Below are 14983 nucleotides of genomic sequence, written 5' to 3'. Positions count from 1 at the left end.
GCGGAGAGTGCTCCGGTGAAGGGGCGAGGACGGCGGCGAGCCGGACCCCGCCCCACGATTCTCTCGCACGTCGGCGAAGGATCGGGAGCGGGGACCGGCCCGCGGTCGAGCGGTGCCGAACGGTCCTGCGGAGGTCAGCGGGCCAGCAGGCTCGCCGCCTCCTGGCGGGACGTGCGCGGCTCGGCCAGGTGCGAGAGCGCGGCAGGGATCTCCATGCCGCGACGCTTCATGGCCTGGCCCCACAGCCGGCCCGCGCGGTACGACGACCGCACGAGCGGGCCGGACATCACGCCGAGGAAGCCGATGCGCTCGGCCTCGTCGGAGAGCTCGACGAACTCCTCGGGCTTGACCCAGCGCGCGACCGGGTGGTGGCGCAGCGACGGGCGCAGGTACTGCGTGATGGTGATGAGGTCGCAGCCCGCGTCGTGGAGGTCCTGCAGGGCCTCCTTCGCCTCGTCGATCGTCTCGCCCATGCCGAGGATGATGTTGGACTTGGTCACCAGGCCGGCCTCGCGGGCCCGCGTGATGACCGACAGGGAGCGGTCGTACCGGAAGCCCGGGCGGATCTCCTTGAAGATGCGCGGCACGGTCTCCACGTTGTGCGCGAGCACCTCGGGGCGCGACTCGTTGACCGCGTCCAGCAGCTCGGGGATCGCGTTGAAGTCCGGGATGAGGAGCTCGACGCCCGTGCCGGGGTTGAGCGCGTGGATCTGGCGGACGGTCTCCGCGTAGAGCCACGCACCGCCGTCGGCCAGGTCGTCGCGGGCGACGCCCGTGATGGTCGAGTAGCGCAGACCCATGGCCTGGACCGACTCGGCGACGCGGCGCGGCTCGTCCGCGTCGAAGTCGGCGGGCTTGCCCGTGTCGATCTGGCAGAAGTCGCACCGCCGCGTGCACTGGTCGCCGCCGATGAGGAACGTGGCCTCGCGGTCCTCCCAGCACTCGAAGATGTTGGGACAGCCCGCCTCCTCGCAGACCGTGTGCAGGCCCTCCTTGCGCACCAGGCCCTTGAGCTCGGTGTACTCGGGTCCCATGGTCGCCCGGGTCTTGATCCACTCGGGCTTCTTCTCGATGGGTGTCGCAGCGTTGCGGGCCTCGACCCGCAGCATGCGCCGCCCTTCAGGTGCGATCGTCACGCGGTCTCTCCCAGTCCGTGGTGGGCGGTGGCCCCCTGGAGTCGTGCCCGGTATCGGGTGAAAGTCAGCGTACGCCAGGAGCCCCGGAGGGCGCCGGGGCGTCCACGGGTGCCGGACGTGACCTGAGCGACAGTCCCGTGACCACGAGCAGCACCGCGGCGACCGCGGGCAGCGCGAACGCGGCCGCGGTCCCGACCCCCTCGGCGACCTGGCCGCCGACGCTCGCGCCGATCGCCACGCCGACGACGTTCGCGCTCGCGAGCATCGTCATGGCGGCACCGCTGCGGCTCGTGGGGCTCAAGTCCCCGCCGACCGTGAAGATCGTGACCATGACGGGGCCCACGAACAGGCCCAGGAGCGCGAGCGCACCGATGAGGGTGCCGAGCGACCCGCTGCCGCCCGCGACGAACGTCAGGACGGCTGCGACGGACAGCCCCGACGCGAACGCCACCCAGCGCGAACGTGCGCCGAAGCGGGCCGGCAGCGCCACGACGGCCAGGGCCGTGATCGCGGAGCCGAAACCGAGCACGGCGTAGACGAGGCCCGCCTGCGACTCGGAGCCCGCGTCGCGCATGAACGACGTGACGGCCGTCTGGGTGCTGCCGAAGAGCATGCCCATGGCGAGCATGCCGAGCACGGGGACCAGGACCTTGCGCAGGAGCCCAGCGAACGAGCCGTGGGCGTCCTGCCCGGCGGCGGCCGAGGCCTCCGGCGAGGGCTTGGGTGCGCCGGGGGTCGCGGTGGGGTGCAGCGCGAACGCCAGCCCGAACACCGCGCACACGCCCGCGGCGAAGAGCATCGCCGCCTGGGGCGACCAGACGCTCGCGAGGATGCCCACGAGCGCCGGGCCGAGCACGAACCCGATCTCGTCGGCCGTGGACTCGTAGCCCATCGCGGCGAGCAGGGTCCGCGGTCGGTGCTGGGTCATGGCGATCCAGCGCACGCGTGCGAGCGGCCCGACCTGCGGAGCGAACGCCCCCACGAGCGCGGCGGTGCCGAGGATCACGGCCGAGGGAGCCCCGGCGCTCGCGGCCTGCACGAGCCCCAGGACGGCCAGGACGTTGAGGGGCACGACGACGAGGAGCACCGTGCGCTGTCCGATGCGGTCCGCGAGGGTCCCCTGGGTGGGGCCGCCGAGCGCCGTCCCGACGGCGGCGGCTGCGCTCGCGAGCCCGCCGAGCGCGAGCGATCCCGTGGTCGTGCTGACCAGCAGCAGCGTGCCGATCGTGATCATCGAGAACGGGAGCCGCGCCAGGAAGGCGATGGGGAGAAAGGCCTTGCCGGCCAGGCGGGGCAGCTCACCGTACGTGGCGAGGGTCCCGCGGCGGGGCTCGACGTCGTCAGGAGCCGGAGCGGGAGAGCCGAGCGTGCCGACGGCGGCGGGCTCGACGTCGCGCCGAGAGGGCGCGAGAGGGCTGGGAGTGCGGGTCATGAGGGTCCTTCAGGGGTCAACCGATCCGCGCACCGACCCACCCGTACTCCGGTTGCGCAAGGATTCCCTTGAGGTGAGGCCTATTCTAGCGGCGAACGTCCGAGAAGGGGAGAGGTGCCGCCACCTGCTCCGCGAGCAGCGGCGCCAGGTGTGCGCGCAAGGCGCTGACGAGCAGGGGCGAGACCTCGTCGAGCGTGACCCGGCGGCCGGTCTCGAGCGAGAGCGAGGTGACGTCGGCGTCGCTGATGCCGCACGGCACGATCCGGGAGAACTCGCCGAGGTCGGGGCAGCAGTTGAGCGCGAGCCCGTGCATGGTCACGCCGCGTGCGACGCGGACCCCGATCGCGCAGACCTTGCGCTCGCGCCGGGCAGGTGTCGCGGCGAGCCAGACGCCGCTGCGCCCCTCGACCCGGAAGGTCTCGACGCCGAGGCTCGTGCACACGTCCATGACCGCGCCCTCGAGGGCGCGCACGTAGGCGACCACGTCGACCGGCTCGGCGAGACGGACGACCGGGTAGGCCACGAGCTGGCCCGGACCGTGCCACGTGATCTTCCCGCCGCGATCGACGTCGACGACCGGTGTGCCGTCGTCGGGCCGCTCCGACCTGTTGGTGCGCCGGCCCGCGGTGTAGACGCTCGGGTGCTCCACGAGGATCACGGTGTCCGGTGCGGCGCCGTCCACGACGTCCTGGTGCACCTGGCGCTGGAGGTCCCAGGCGTCCTGGTAGTCGGTCAGGCCGGGCCCCTCGGTGCGGAAGTGCATGCGGTCAGGCTAGTCCTCGCCGGGGCGGGGGTGCGCCTCGACCATGGTGATGAGGATCTCACGCAGCGTGGCGACCTGTTCGTCGGTCAGCCCCCGGGTGCTGAGCGCCTCGGCCGGTCGGGGGCTCGCGGCCGCGAGCGCGGCGGTGCGGCCGGTGGGGGTGATGGCCACTGCGCGGCGGCGGCGGTCCGACGGGTCGTCCGTGCGCGTGATGTACCCGGACCGCTCGAGGCGTGCCAGGACTCGGCTCATGGTCTGCTCCGTGATGTGCGACTCGGCCGCGAGCTGACGCTGGGTCCGTGGGCCGGCGAGGAGGTGCAGCAGGACGGGCATCGAGGCGTGGTTGAGGTCCCAGCCGTCGAGGTGGTGGTTCCACTCGCGCTCGATGCGACGGGTCACCGCCGACAGGAGCCGGCCCGTCGGCCAGTCCTTCGGTTCCCTGCTCACGGGGTTGGCGTCCACTTGCTTCTGAGACCTCCGTCGTCAATAGTACTCAGCATGCTGAGTAATCGCTGGAGTGGTGTGCTCCGAGGCCTGGTCATTGTCGCAGTACTCGGAGTATGGCTCGCCATCGGTGCCCTCGGCGGGCAGGCGCAGGGCAAGCTCAGCACGGTGCAGACCAACGACTCTGCCGCCTTCCTGCCCTCGAGCGCCGAGTCGACCCAGGCCGCCGAGAAGGCGCAGGCGTTCGTGTCCGACGAGAGCCTTCCTGCCCTCGTCGTCGCGGTGCCCACCGCCGGGGGAGCGATCACGCCCGAGCAGCTCCAGCTCCTCCAGGACGTCGCCGCCGACCTGCCCGGCCTCCCCCTCCCCGGCGCAGGGCCCGAGGACCCGCAGACCGTCGGGGACGCACTCACGGGCGACCCCGTCGTCGTGCCGTCCCAGGACGGCGAGGCGGCCATGATCGTCGCGTCGCTCGACGCGTCCCAGGTGTCGGACCTCATGGCCGACGACGAGCGCGTCAACAACGTCGTGATCGCCGAGGTGCGCGCCGAGCTCGAGACCGCCCTGGCCGACTCGGGCCTGCAGGCCTGGGTCACGGGCCCCGCGGGCTTCGTCGCCGACCTGGTCAACGCGTTCGGCGGGATCGACACGGTGCTGCTGCTCGTCGCGCTCGGTGCCGTGCTCATCATCCTCGCGATCGTCTACCGCTCGCCGGTCCTGCCGTTCATCGTCATCCTCACGGCGGTCTTCGCGCTGTGCCTCGCAGGGCTCGTCGTCTACCTCCTGGCCGACGCCGGCACGCTCACGCTCAACGGGCAGGCCCAGGGCATCCTCTCGATCCTCGTCGTGGGAGCCGCGGTCGACTACTCGTTGCTCGTCGTGGCGCGCTATCGCGAGGAGCTGCGCGTGGTCCGTGACCCGTACACCGCGGTCCGCAAGGCGCTGCGCGCCTCGATCGAGCCGATCGCCGCCTCGGCCGGGACCGTCATCGCGGGCCTGTTGTGCCTGCTGCTGTCCGACCTGGGGTCCAACCGCAGCCTCGGCCCCGTCGGGGCGATCGGCATCGCCGCCGCGTTCCTGGCCGCGCTCACGTTCCTGCCCGCGCTGCTCGTGCTCGGCGGCAAGCGGTCGCGCGGCATCTTCTGGCCGCAGAAGCCCGCCTACGACCCGGCCGCGGCCGAGGAGGGTACTGCTCCCGCGGGCGGGGGTGCTGCTCCGAGCACCCCCGCGGGCGAGGGCGCACGCGACGTCGCGCTCGCCGCGAGCCACGACGTCGAGGTGCACGTCGCGGGGCACGGGATCTGGTCCCGTGTCGCGAGCTTCGTGGGCCGTCGCGACCGCGCGGTGTGGATCGTCACGGCGCTCGTGCTCGCAGGGTGCGCGGCGTTCGTCCCCACGTTCCAGGCCGAGGGCACGAGCGACTCCGACGTCTTCCTCACCCAGGTCGACTCGGTCGACGGGGAGCAGGCGCTCGAGGAGCACTTCGGGGGAGTGGGCGTGCAGCCCGCGATCGTCATCGCGCCCCAGGAGGACCTCGACGCCGTGCTCCAGGCCGCGACCGCGACGGACGGCGTCGCGTCGGCCGCAGCGGTGACCGAGGCCGGGACGGGCGGTGCCCCGGGCGCCCCTGCGCAGGGGCCGCCGCTGGTGGTCGACGGTGACGTCCGTGTCGACGTCGTGACCGAGGACCCCAGCGACACCAACGCCGCGACCGCGACCGTCGCCGCGCTGCGCGACGCGGTGCACGAGGTCTCCCCCGACGCGCTGGTCGGCGGGGCGAGCGCCGAGCGGCTCGACACCCAGATCGCGGGCGACCACGACCTGCGGGTCATCGTCCCGGTCGTGCTCGTCGTGATCCTCCTGATCCTCATGCTGCTCCTGCGCTCGATCCTCGCGCCGGTCCTGCTCATGGCGGCCAACGTGCTCTCGTTCGGCGCGGCCCTGGGCGTCGCGGCCCTGGTGTTCAACCACGTGCTCGACTTCCCTGGCGCGGACCCCACCGTCCCGCTCTACGCGTTCTGCTTCCTCGTCGCGCTGGGCGTCGACTACTCGATCTTCCTCATGACGAGGGTGCGCGAGGAGTCCGGGATCATCGGCACGCGCCGCGGCACGCTGCGGGCGCTCGCGGTCACGGGCTCGGTCATCACGTCGGCGGGCGTCGTCCTGGCCGCGACGTTCGCGGCGCTCGGGGTGATCCCGCTGCTCTTCCTCGCGCAGCTCGCGTTCATCGTCGCGTTCGGTGTCCTGGTGGACACGTTGATCGTTCGCAGCCTGCTGGTCCCGGCGCTGGTGCACGACGTCGGACGCGTCGTCTGGTGGCCGGGCTCCCTCCGCCGGGCCGCACCCTGAGCCGCGGGCCCGGGCGGTCGCCTCGCGTCAGGCGGCCGCCCGGGACCCGCTCGTGGTGCCGCGTGAGGTGACTGCGGGTCCTTCCGCAGGTCGCGAAGTGCCGCGGGGCTGCCGGGTCGGCGCGAGCCAGGGGGTCGCACCGTGCAGGACGGCCTGCACGGTGCGGAAGCCTCAGGAGGCGACGGGGAGCGGCTCCGACGGGCAGCCGTCCAGGACCGTGGCCATGGCGTCGCGCTCGGCGGGGGTGACCCACAGGTCGTAGGTCACCTTGACCGCGATCTGCCGCGCGACGTAGGTGCAGCGGAACGCGTTGTTGGGCGGCAGCCAGGCCGACGCGTCCCGCGCCCCCTTCGACTGGTTCGCCGAACCGTCCGACGCGAGCAGGTTGAGCGGGTCGTTCGCGAAGCGCAGACGCGTCTGCGCGTCCCACGCCTGCGCGCCCTTGCGCCACGCGTCCATGAGCGGGATCACGTGGTCGATCTGGACCGCCGCACTGGTCTTGTTGCCCCGCACGAAGCTGATGACCTGGCCCGTGTACGGGTCGTCGAACGTGCCCGTCCGGACCTCGCACGCCTTGTCGCGCGTCGAGTACGTGAGATCGGTGAGGTCGCGCGCGAGGATGTCGTTGCGGGTGTCGCAGCCGTTGCCGTCGACGTCTGCCCAGGCCGAGCCGAAGTTCTCGCGCTCGTACCCTGTCGAGGCCGCGGGCCCCTTGACGTCGAGTGTCGCGAGCGCCGCGAGCGCGGTCCCCGAGGCGGGGGCCTCGTGGGCCTCGATCGTCTGCTGGTTCACGGCGTTGGCGATGACGACGCCCAGCGCCAGTGCGATGAGGGTGATGCGTACGGCGCGGCGCAGGCGCGCGCTCTTCTGACTCTTCTGACTCTTCGAGCTCTTGGTGCTCAACGGACGACCTTCCCGAACTCGGACACATGCCGAGAACGACAGTTCCAGGAGGATTCGGTACATTCTGCCAGTCTTCGGGAGTGCTCCGGGACGGCCGCTAGATTGGTCGCCATGAGCGGAAGCAGCACGCAGGAACAGGTCGCGCGCGTCGGGCTGGTCGGGTACGGCGGCGCGGGCCGAGGCATCCACGCCCGCCTCGCTCGCGAGGCGGGCCTCCGGGTGACCGCCGTGGTCGCGCGCGACCCCGGTCGTCGCGCCGAGGCCGAGCAGGACTGGCCGGGGGTGCACCTGCACGACGACCTCGCCGGCCTGCTGGCGGACCGGGACGCCTACGACGTGGTGGTCGTCGCGAGCCCGTCGGCGCTGCACGCCGAGCACGCCGCGCAGGTCTCCGCGGCCGGCGTCCCGTTCGTGCTCGACAAGCCCATCGCGCTCGACGGCACGCAGGCGGCCGAGGTGGTCGCGGTCGCGGCCGCTGCAGGGACTCCCTTCACGGTCTTCCAGAACCGGCGGTGGGACCCCGAGCAGCTCACGCTCGAGTCGGTCCTGGCGTCGGGCGAGCTCGGCGAGGTGCACACGTTCGAGCGCCGGTGGGAGCGGTGGCGACCCGTGCCGCAGCAGCGCTGGAAGGAGAACGACCCGGTCGGGGGCGGGCTCCTGCTCGACCTCGGCCCGCACCTCGTGGACTCCGCGACCCAGCTCTTCGGACCCGTGCGCTCGGTCTACGCCGAGCTGCGCGCCCTGACGACCCCGACCGAGGACGACGTCTTCCTGACCCTCCACCACGAGGGCCGCCAGGGGCGAGAGGTCGTCAGCCGGCTCTGGGCGGCCTCCGTCGTGGGTGCGCCCGGCCCGCGCACGCGCGTCCTCGGCACCGCGGGCGCGTACGTCGTGACCACGTTCGAGAACGACGCCTCCCCCTTCGAGGTCTTCGACGACGCGGCTCCCGAGGGCACGGAGGGGTGGATCACCCGCGGACGCGAGAGGACGCCCGTGCCGCGCGCCCCCGGGGGGCACGCCGACTTCTACCGCGCGGTGGGCGCGTGGCTCACGGGCGGGCCGGTCCCGGTCGACCCGGCCGACTCCGTGCGGACGGCACACGTGCTGGACGTGGCACGCGAGAGCGCGCGCAGCGGACGTCGCCTCGACGTCTGAGCCCTCTGCGGCCCGACGGCCAGGTTCGGCCTGTGGACAAGTCGGGACGGTCGGCCCGCCCTGATGGGATAGGGGCATGTCGAGTGCACGCCCCGTCCGCGAGTCACGCCCTCGGCGACCCGGGAGGACGTGGGGCGGGCCCGACGAACCGCCACTCCCGCCGGCGCTCGCCGCACAGCTCGCGCGACGGGGCTGGAAGGTCTCCGGCAGCGGGCCGTCCCGGGACGCGCAGCGCGCCGACCGCCCGGTGTGGGTCGTCGTCGACGGCGCCGGGCGCCAGGACGACCTGACGCTCGTGCCGGTGCCCGCAGAGCCCGGTGAGCGCGCGCAGGTCGTCGAGCGCCTGGGCGTGCTGCGTGCGCTCGACCACGAGCACCTCGCCACGATCGACGAGGTCGTCGAGGGGGACGCTGCGCACCTCGGAGTCCTGACCCGACGCTCGCTCGGGACCAGCCTGGACCTTCTCCTGGCGTGCCGCGCACCCTTGAGCGCGGGCGAGGCGGTGACCCTCGTGGTCCCGCTCGCGCAGGCGCTCGCGGCGCTCCACGTCGCCGGCCAGACGTACGGAGCGCTCGACCGGAAGGACGTGACGGTCGGCGCCGACGGTCGAGCGGTGCTCCGCGCACCGCTCGAGGTCTCGACCGGGAGCCCCGCGGAGGACGTCCGGGCGCTCGCCGCGCTCGTCACGGGGCTCGTGCCGCCCCCGGCGACGCTCCACGCGGGAGCCCGCGGCGCCGTCGGGCCGGGAGAGGGGAACGACGAGGCGCTCTCCGCGCTGCACGCCGAGCTCGCCGCCGCCCAGCGCGCCGACCCCCGCGGGCGCCCTGAGGCCGGGACCTTCGCCGCGCTCTGCTACGAGGCCGCGATGCCGCTCCCGATCGTCCTCCCGGACCCCGCGCGGCTGGCCGCCGCGGCCATCGCGGAACGACCTGGCCCCCGAGGCGTGGGGGGAACGCTCCGGGCGGTCGCCGAGGATGCTCCGGGGCCACGGCCTCGGCGCGGGGCCTCAGCAGGCGGCACGGTCTCCCAGGAAAACGCCCCTCCTCGACGCGTCGCCCGTCGGGCGAGGGGCCACGACGGCGGTGACCCCGCACCGGGCACCCGCGCCGCGGCCCGGGCGCGGGCCGGTGGCAGGGGCCGGGCTGAAGGAACGGCGGGCCAGGCCCCGCCGACCGGGGGCCGAACGGGCGGACGCACCGGACCGGGCCGGGACCGCGGCGGCCGGTCGCGCGGGCCGCGCCACCCGGTGCTCGTCGCGGTGCTCGTGCTCACGCTCTGTGCAGCGCTGGCGGGAGGTGGGCTGGCCTTGCGGTCCTGGGCCGGGGCCGCCACGGATGTCCGGGACCCAGCGGTCGCCGGACCTCGCGCGGAAGACCGGGTCGCAGCGGGCACCGACCCGACCCGTCGCCACGACGATCCGCTCGCCGCTGCGGTCGAACTCACCGAGCGCAGGGTCGAGCTGTTGGCGGGAGACCGAGCCCTCGCCGAGGTCGTGGTGCCCGGCTCGCCCGCGGAGCAGGCCGACGCCGAGCTGCTCGAGCGCATCACGGGCGCTGGTGTCGTCGTCGAGGGGGCCCGGGCCGAGGTCCTCGACGCCCGGAGCACGGCCTCCGGCAGGCCGGACGCGGTGGGCGCGGACGGCGCCGCCAGCAGCCCCGCCGGCAGCCCGGACGAGGCGAGCGTCGAGGTGACCTACGTCGTGGGCGCCCACACGCAGCGCACCGCGGACGGCGCGGTGATCCAGGTCCCCGCGGCCAGTCCTCAGGTCGCGGTGCTCACGCTGCGCTGGGCCGACGGCGCGTGGCGCGTCGGGGAGGTCGGCTGAGAGGTGCTCAGCCGCTCGTGACCCAGCGGGCTGCCGACTCCAGGTCGTCGTGCTCGAACCTGAAGCCGCTCGCCTCCAGCACGCGCGGCAGGGCGCGCTGGGACCCCAGCACGTCGGACGCGAACTCGCCCAGCACCACCTTGAGCGCGACGGACGGCACGGGCAGCGCTGCGGGACGGTGCAGTGCCCGGGCGAGCGCGCGGGTGACCTCGGTGTTCGTCGCCGGGGCGGGGCCCGTCAGGTTCACGGGGCCGTGCACGTCGGCGTCGAGCAGGTGCAGCACGGCCGAGACGTGGTCGCGCAGCGTGATCCAGCTCCAGTACTGGGAACCGCTCCCGAGACGGCCCCCCACGCCGAGCCGCAGGAGGGGCAGCATGCGCGAGAGTGCGCCGCCGTCGGGCGACAGGACGATCCCCGTGCGCAGGTGCGCCACTCGCACCCCCGCGTCCTGCGCGGGGGCTGTGGCGGCCTCCCACTCGGTGACGACGCGCGCGAGGAACGTCGTGCCCGGGCCCGACGTCTCGGTCAGCACCTCGGCGCCCCGGTCCCCGTAGTAGCCCACCGCGGTCCCCTGGAGGAGCACGGGCGGGGGAGCGTCGAGGTGCGCGAGGGTGCGGGCGAGCAGCCCGGTGGTGCGGGTCCGGGACTCGAGGATGGTGCGCTTGTACTCGGTGGTCCACCGGTGGTCGCCGACCCCTGCGCCCGCGAAGTTGACCACGGCGTCCGCGCCCTCGAGCGCGTGGGGGTCCAGGGCGTCCTCGTCGGGGTCCCAGAAGATCTCGTGCGCTGCCTGGGGAGGACGGCGCACCAGGCGGCGCACGGTGTCCCCCCGCTCGCGGAGGCGTTCGAGCAGCTCGGTCCCGATCAGACCGTGCGAGCCGGCCACGACGATGTCCATGCGACCACGGTACGGCCCGTGCGGCCTGCCTGCGCCGCTCGGGCCTCGCGTCGTCCGGCGTGTCCGGTGCGCCGACCACGAACGAACGACGACGGCCCCCCGACCCGTGAGGGTCGAGGGGCCGTCGGCCGTGGTGGGGCTCAGCGAGCTCCGAGGGTCAGAGACCGACCTCGGACTCGAAGGCGCCCTCCTCGATGCGGTTCTTGATCGCACCCAGGAAGCGGGCTGCATCCGCGCCGTCGACCAGGCGGTGGTCGTAGGACAGGAAGATGTAGCTCATCGAACGGATCGCGATCGACTCGTTGCCGTCGGCGTCGGTCACGACGACCGGGCGCTTGACGATCGTGCCCGTGCCCAGGATCGCGACCTGGCCGCCGGGGACGATCGGCGTGTCGATCAGCGCGCCACCGGAACCGGTGTTCGTGATCGTGAACGTCGCGCCACCCAGCTCGTCCGGCCCGATCTTGTTGATGCGGGTGCGGCCGGCGAGGTCCGCGATCTTGCGGGCGATCCCGGCGAGGTTGAGGTCACCGGCGTCCTTGATGACCGGCACGACCAGGCCGCGCTCGGTGTCGACCGCGATGCCGACGTTCTCCTGCGGGTGGTAGACGACCGAGTCGCCGTCGATGCTCGCGTTGATCTTCGGGTAGGCCTTGAGGGCCTCGACCGCGGCGAGCGTGAAGAACGGCAGGAACGTGAGGTTGGCGCCCTCGCGAGCCTTGAAGTCGTTCTTGGCCCGGGCGCGCAGCTTGGCGACCTTGGTCACGTCGACCTCGACCACCGTGGTGAGCTGGGCCTGGGTCTGCAGGGCCTCGACCATGCGCGTCGCGACGAGCTTGCGCAGGCGCGACATCTTCTCGGTGGTCCCGCGCAGGGGCGAGACGGCCGGGACGCTGGGGGCCTTGGGCGCGGTGCCCGACGGCGCGGCAGCGGCAGGTGCAGGAGTCGCCTTGGCAGCCTCCGCCTTGGCGGCCGCCTCGAGGACGTCCTCCTTGCGGATGCGGCCACCGACGCCGGTGCCCGTGAGGGACGCGACGTCGACACCCTTCTCCGCAGCGAGCTTGCGCACGAGCGGGGTCAGGTAGGAGCCGCCGGTCGCGCCCGAGGTGGCACGCGAGGCAGGGGCCGCGGGGGCGGCAGCAGCTGCTGCGGCGGGCGCCGCAGCAGGCGCGGCTGCGGGAGCCGGAGCCGGTGCCGGAGCGGGCGCGGCGGCGGGTGCCGGTGCTGCAGGAGCGGCCGGTGCCGGGGCAGCCGGTGCGGGTGCCGGTGCTGCGGCGGGGGCCGGAGCTGCTGCTGCCGGGGCAGGAGCCGCAGCACCCGACCCGACGATCGCGAGCACGGTGCCGACCTCGACGGTCTCGTCCTCCTGGACGAGGATCTGCTGGACGGTGCCGGCCACGGGGGACGGGACCTCGGTGTCGACCTTGTCGGTCGAGACCTCGAGCAGGGGCTCGTCGATCTCGACGGTCTCGCCGACGGCCTTGAGCCAGCGGGTCACGGTGCCCTCGGTCACGGACTCACCGAGCGCGGGGAGCTTGATCTCCTCGCCACCGGAGGCGGCGGGGGACTCGGCGGCCGGCGCCGGTGCGGCGGGGGCCTCGGGGGCGGGGGCTGCGGGAGCGGCGGCCGGGGCGGGCGCGGCCGCCGGGGCCGGAGCCTCGGCGGCGGGAGCGGCCGGTGCCTCGGGAGCAGCCGGGGCTGCGCCTGCGCCGGAGCCGATCACGGCGAGGTCGGTGCCGACCTCGACGGTCTCGTCCTCCTGGACGAGGATCTGCTCGAGCACGCCGGCGAACGGCGAGGGGATCTCGGTGTCGACCTTGTCGGTCGAGACCTCGAGCAGGGGCTCGTCGATCTCGACGCTCTCGCCGACGGCCTTGAGCCAGCGGGTGACGGTTCCCTCGGTGACGGACTCGCCCAGTGCGGGCATCTGCACGTTGTCAGACATGACCTCTCGGGTCTCCTTCGATCGTTGGGTCAGTTGTGGGCGTGCAGCGGCTTGCCGGCGAGGGCCAGGTGGGCCTCTCCGAGAGCCTCGTTCTGCGTGGGGTGCGCGTGGACCAGGGCGGCGACGTCCTCGGGGTACGCCTCCCAGTTCACGATGAGCTGGCCTTCGCCGATGAGCTCGCCGACGCGCGCGCCGACCATGTGCACACCGACGACGGGGCCGTCCTTCTGGCGGACGAGCTTGACGAAGCCCGTGGTCCCGAGGATCTTGCTCTTGCCGTTGCCGGCAAGGTTGTACTCGAGCGTCTCGACGCCGTCGGCACCGTGCAGCTCCTTGGCCTTGGCCTCGGTCAGGCCGACCGACGCGACCTCGGGCTCGCAGTACGTCACGCGGGGGATGCCCGACTCGACGATCGGCGTCGGGTTCAGGCCCGCGATCTGCTCGGCCACGAAGATCCCCTGGGCGAACCCGCGGTGCGCGAGCTGGAGCCCGGGGACGATGTCGCCGGCCGCGTAGATGTTGCCGACGCCCGTGTGCAGGCGCTCGTCCACGATCACGAAGCCGCGGTCCATGGTGATGCCCTGCGCCTCGTAGCCCAGGTCCGCGGTGCGGGGACCGCGGCCGACGGCGACCAGGAGGAGGTCCGCGTCGAACGTCTTGCCGGACTCGAGGGTCACGTGCACGCCCGAGTCGTCCTGGGTCACGCCCGAGAACCGGTCGCCCAGCGTGAAGCCGATGCTGCGCTTGCGGAACGCGCGCTCGAGGGCCTTCGACAGCGACTCGTCCTCGTTGGGGACGAGGTGCGGGAGGGCCTCGATGATCTGCACGTCGGCGCCGAACGACTTCCAGACGCTCGCGAACTCGACACCGATCACGCCGCCGCCCAGGACGATCGCGCTCTTGGGCACGTAGTCCAGGTTCAGTGCCTGGTCGGACGTGATGACGCGGCCGCCGATCTCCAGGCCGGGGAGCGAGCGGGCGTAGGAACCCGTGGCGAGCACGACGTTCCTGCCCGTGTAGCGCTGGCCCGCGACCTCGACCGTGTCCGCGGCGACGAGCGTGCCGTGGCCCTCGATCACCGTGATCTTGCGCGACTTGATGAGGCCCTGCAGGCCCTTGTACAGACCGGCGATGACGCCGTCCTTGTACGCGTTCACGCCGTTCATGTCGATGCCCTGCAGCTGGCTCAGGACGCCGTACGCGCTGCCCTCGCGGGCGTTGTCGGCGAGCTCGGCGGCGTGCAGCAGGGCCTTCGTCGGGATGCAGCCGTTGTGCAGGCAGGTCCCGCCCAGCTTGTGCGCCTCGACGAGGGCGACGTCGAGGCCGAGCTCGGCGGCGCGCAGCGCCGTGGCGTAACCGCCGCTGCCTCCGCCCAGGACGACGACGTCGAAAGGTGTGCCGGTCTCGGCCACGTGCAGCTCCTTAGGGGCATACGAAAAGAGGGAGAGCAAAGTTCTTGTGACATCTTGGCACTTTGGGCACCCGTACCCCAATCGGAACGCACGGTCGGTGGTGTGACGCTCAAGACAGGTGCGGACGGGAACGACGAGGGCCGGGGACTCGCCGTCGGGCCCTCGGGTGGTCGGCGGACCGACGCAGGCAGGCGGTGCGCGCAGGCCGCCAGGCGACACCGCCGTCCGCGACACGAACCCGGCCGACGGACGATCTCAGGCCCGCTCCAGGGAGAGCAAGTACTCTGCCTCCATGTCCAGGCTGTCCCAGCTCTTCTCCCGCAAGCCCGCGAACGGTTCCGCGTCGCCGGGGGCCACCGGCTCGCCGTCCGCCGCAGACCAGCGACGGGCCACGGTCGAGCACCTGGCCGAGTTCGCGCGCACCCGGGTCGGCGTCGAGGCGTACATCGAGCCACCGACGAACGACACGCCCACGACCCTCATGCTGATCGCGACCACGGGGGAGTGGACGCGACGCCGGGTCCCCGACGCCAGGACCGCGCGCAAGCTCGCCGAGCAGCTCGAGCTCCCGGTCTACGACGTGAACTTCACGGGCTACCCGCAGCGCATGCGCGACTGGAACTCCAGGCAACGTCGGCGCTGAGCGCCCGGGCGGGCCGCGCGGCCCGGCCCGGATCCTGACGCAGCACAGGGCGGGGGGCGCCGCGCGGGGGCGCCCGCC

12 protein-coding genes are annotated in these 14983 nt (G+C 73.4%); 4 read left to right on the top strand and 8 right to left on the bottom strand.

Annotation, left to right across the window (positions count from 1 at the left end):
* Positions 1-134 precede the first annotated feature (134 nt).
* The 4 genes from lipA to ACFWGN_RS12090 all read right to left on the bottom strand — a co-directional run bounded on the left by lipA (position 135) and on the right by ACFWGN_RS12090 (position 3778).
* Positions 135-1136, bottom strand: coding sequence for a lipoyl synthase (gene lipA / locus ACFWGN_RS12105; RefSeq protein WP_191805844.1), 1002 nt, complete (start codon positions 1134-1136; stop codon positions 135-137).
* Between the two features lie 64 nt (positions 1137-1200).
* Complete coding sequence (locus tag ACFWGN_RS12100; protein ID WP_377617075.1) at positions 1201-2568, bottom strand: MFS transporter; 1368 nt, start codon at positions 2566-2568, stop codon at positions 1201-1203.
* An 85-nt stretch (positions 2569-2653) separates the two neighbouring features.
* Positions 2654-3331: a lipoyl(octanoyl) transferase LipB gene (lipB, locus tag ACFWGN_RS12095; protein WP_377617073.1), complete on the bottom strand. Its 678-nt coding sequence runs from the start codon at positions 3329-3331 to the stop codon at positions 2654-2656.
* A 9-nt stretch (positions 3332-3340) separates the two neighbouring features.
* Complete coding sequence (locus ACFWGN_RS12090) at positions 3341-3778, bottom strand: MarR family winged helix-turn-helix transcriptional regulator (RefSeq protein ID WP_318244684.1); 438 nt, start codon at positions 3776-3778, stop codon at positions 3341-3343.
* A 51-nt stretch (positions 3779-3829) separates the two neighbouring features.
* Between ACFWGN_RS12090 and ACFWGN_RS12085 the strand changes: the two genes are divergently transcribed.
* Positions 3830-6124 (top strand): MMPL family transporter, encoded by a 2295-nt coding sequence (locus ACFWGN_RS12085; protein ID WP_377617071.1) that lies wholly within the window; start codon positions 3830-3832, stop codon positions 6122-6124.
* Positions 6125-6295: 171 nt separating this feature from the next.
* Here ACFWGN_RS12085 and ACFWGN_RS12080 read toward each other — a convergent pair whose 3' ends face one another.
* Entirely contained in the window at positions 6296-7027 is a 732-nt protein-coding gene (locus tag ACFWGN_RS12080; RefSeq protein ID WP_377617069.1) for an HNH endonuclease family protein, read from the bottom strand.
* Between the two features lie 111 nt (positions 7028-7138).
* Between ACFWGN_RS12080 and ACFWGN_RS12075 the strand changes: the two genes are divergently transcribed.
* Together ACFWGN_RS12075 and ACFWGN_RS12070 are read left to right on the top strand one after the other, a co-directional pair.
* A complete protein-coding gene (locus ACFWGN_RS12075; RefSeq protein ID WP_377617067.1) occupies positions 7139-8182 on the top strand; it encodes a Gfo/Idh/MocA family protein in 1044 nt (347 codons plus the stop codon).
* Positions 8183-8258: 76 nt separating this feature from the next.
* On the top strand, positions 8259-10007 hold the full coding sequence (locus tag ACFWGN_RS12070) for a hypothetical protein (protein WP_377617066.1): 1749 nt from the start codon (positions 8259-8261) through the stop codon (positions 10005-10007).
* 7 nt (positions 10008-10014) lie between these two features.
* On the opposite strand, the gene ACFWGN_RS12065 is transcribed toward ACFWGN_RS12070, so the two are convergent.
* From ACFWGN_RS12065 to lpdA, 3 genes are all read right to left on the bottom strand, one after another.
* Positions 10015-10905, bottom strand: a complete 891-nt coding sequence (locus ACFWGN_RS12065) for a TIGR01777 family oxidoreductase (RefSeq protein ID WP_377617064.1) — start codon at positions 10903-10905, stop codon at positions 10015-10017.
* Positions 10906-11062: 157 nt separating this feature from the next.
* Positions 11063-12850 (bottom strand): 2-oxoglutarate dehydrogenase, E2 component, dihydrolipoamide succinyltransferase, encoded by a 1788-nt coding sequence (sucB, locus tag ACFWGN_RS12060; RefSeq protein ID WP_377617062.1) that lies wholly within the window; start codon positions 12848-12850, stop codon positions 11063-11065.
* Positions 12851-12879: 29 nt separating this feature from the next.
* Entirely contained in the window at positions 12880-14262 is a 1383-nt protein-coding gene (gene lpdA / locus ACFWGN_RS12055) for a dihydrolipoyl dehydrogenase (RefSeq protein ID WP_377617061.1), read from the bottom strand.
* 292 nt (positions 14263-14554) lie between these two features.
* Between lpdA and ACFWGN_RS12050 the strand changes: the two genes are divergently transcribed.
* Positions 14555-14905, top strand: a complete 351-nt coding sequence (locus ACFWGN_RS12050; protein WP_377617060.1) for an oxidoreductase — start codon at positions 14555-14557, stop codon at positions 14903-14905.
* Positions 14906-14983 lie beyond the last annotated feature (78 nt).

It is taken from the genome of Oerskovia sp. NPDC060338, assembly GCF_042726295.1.
Taxonomy (GTDB): Bacteria; Actinomycetota; Actinomycetes; order Actinomycetales; family Cellulomonadaceae; genus Oerskovia; species Oerskovia merdavium.
Note: the sequence above shows the minus strand (reverse complement) of the source record. Positions and strands in the feature narration are given on the sequence as shown.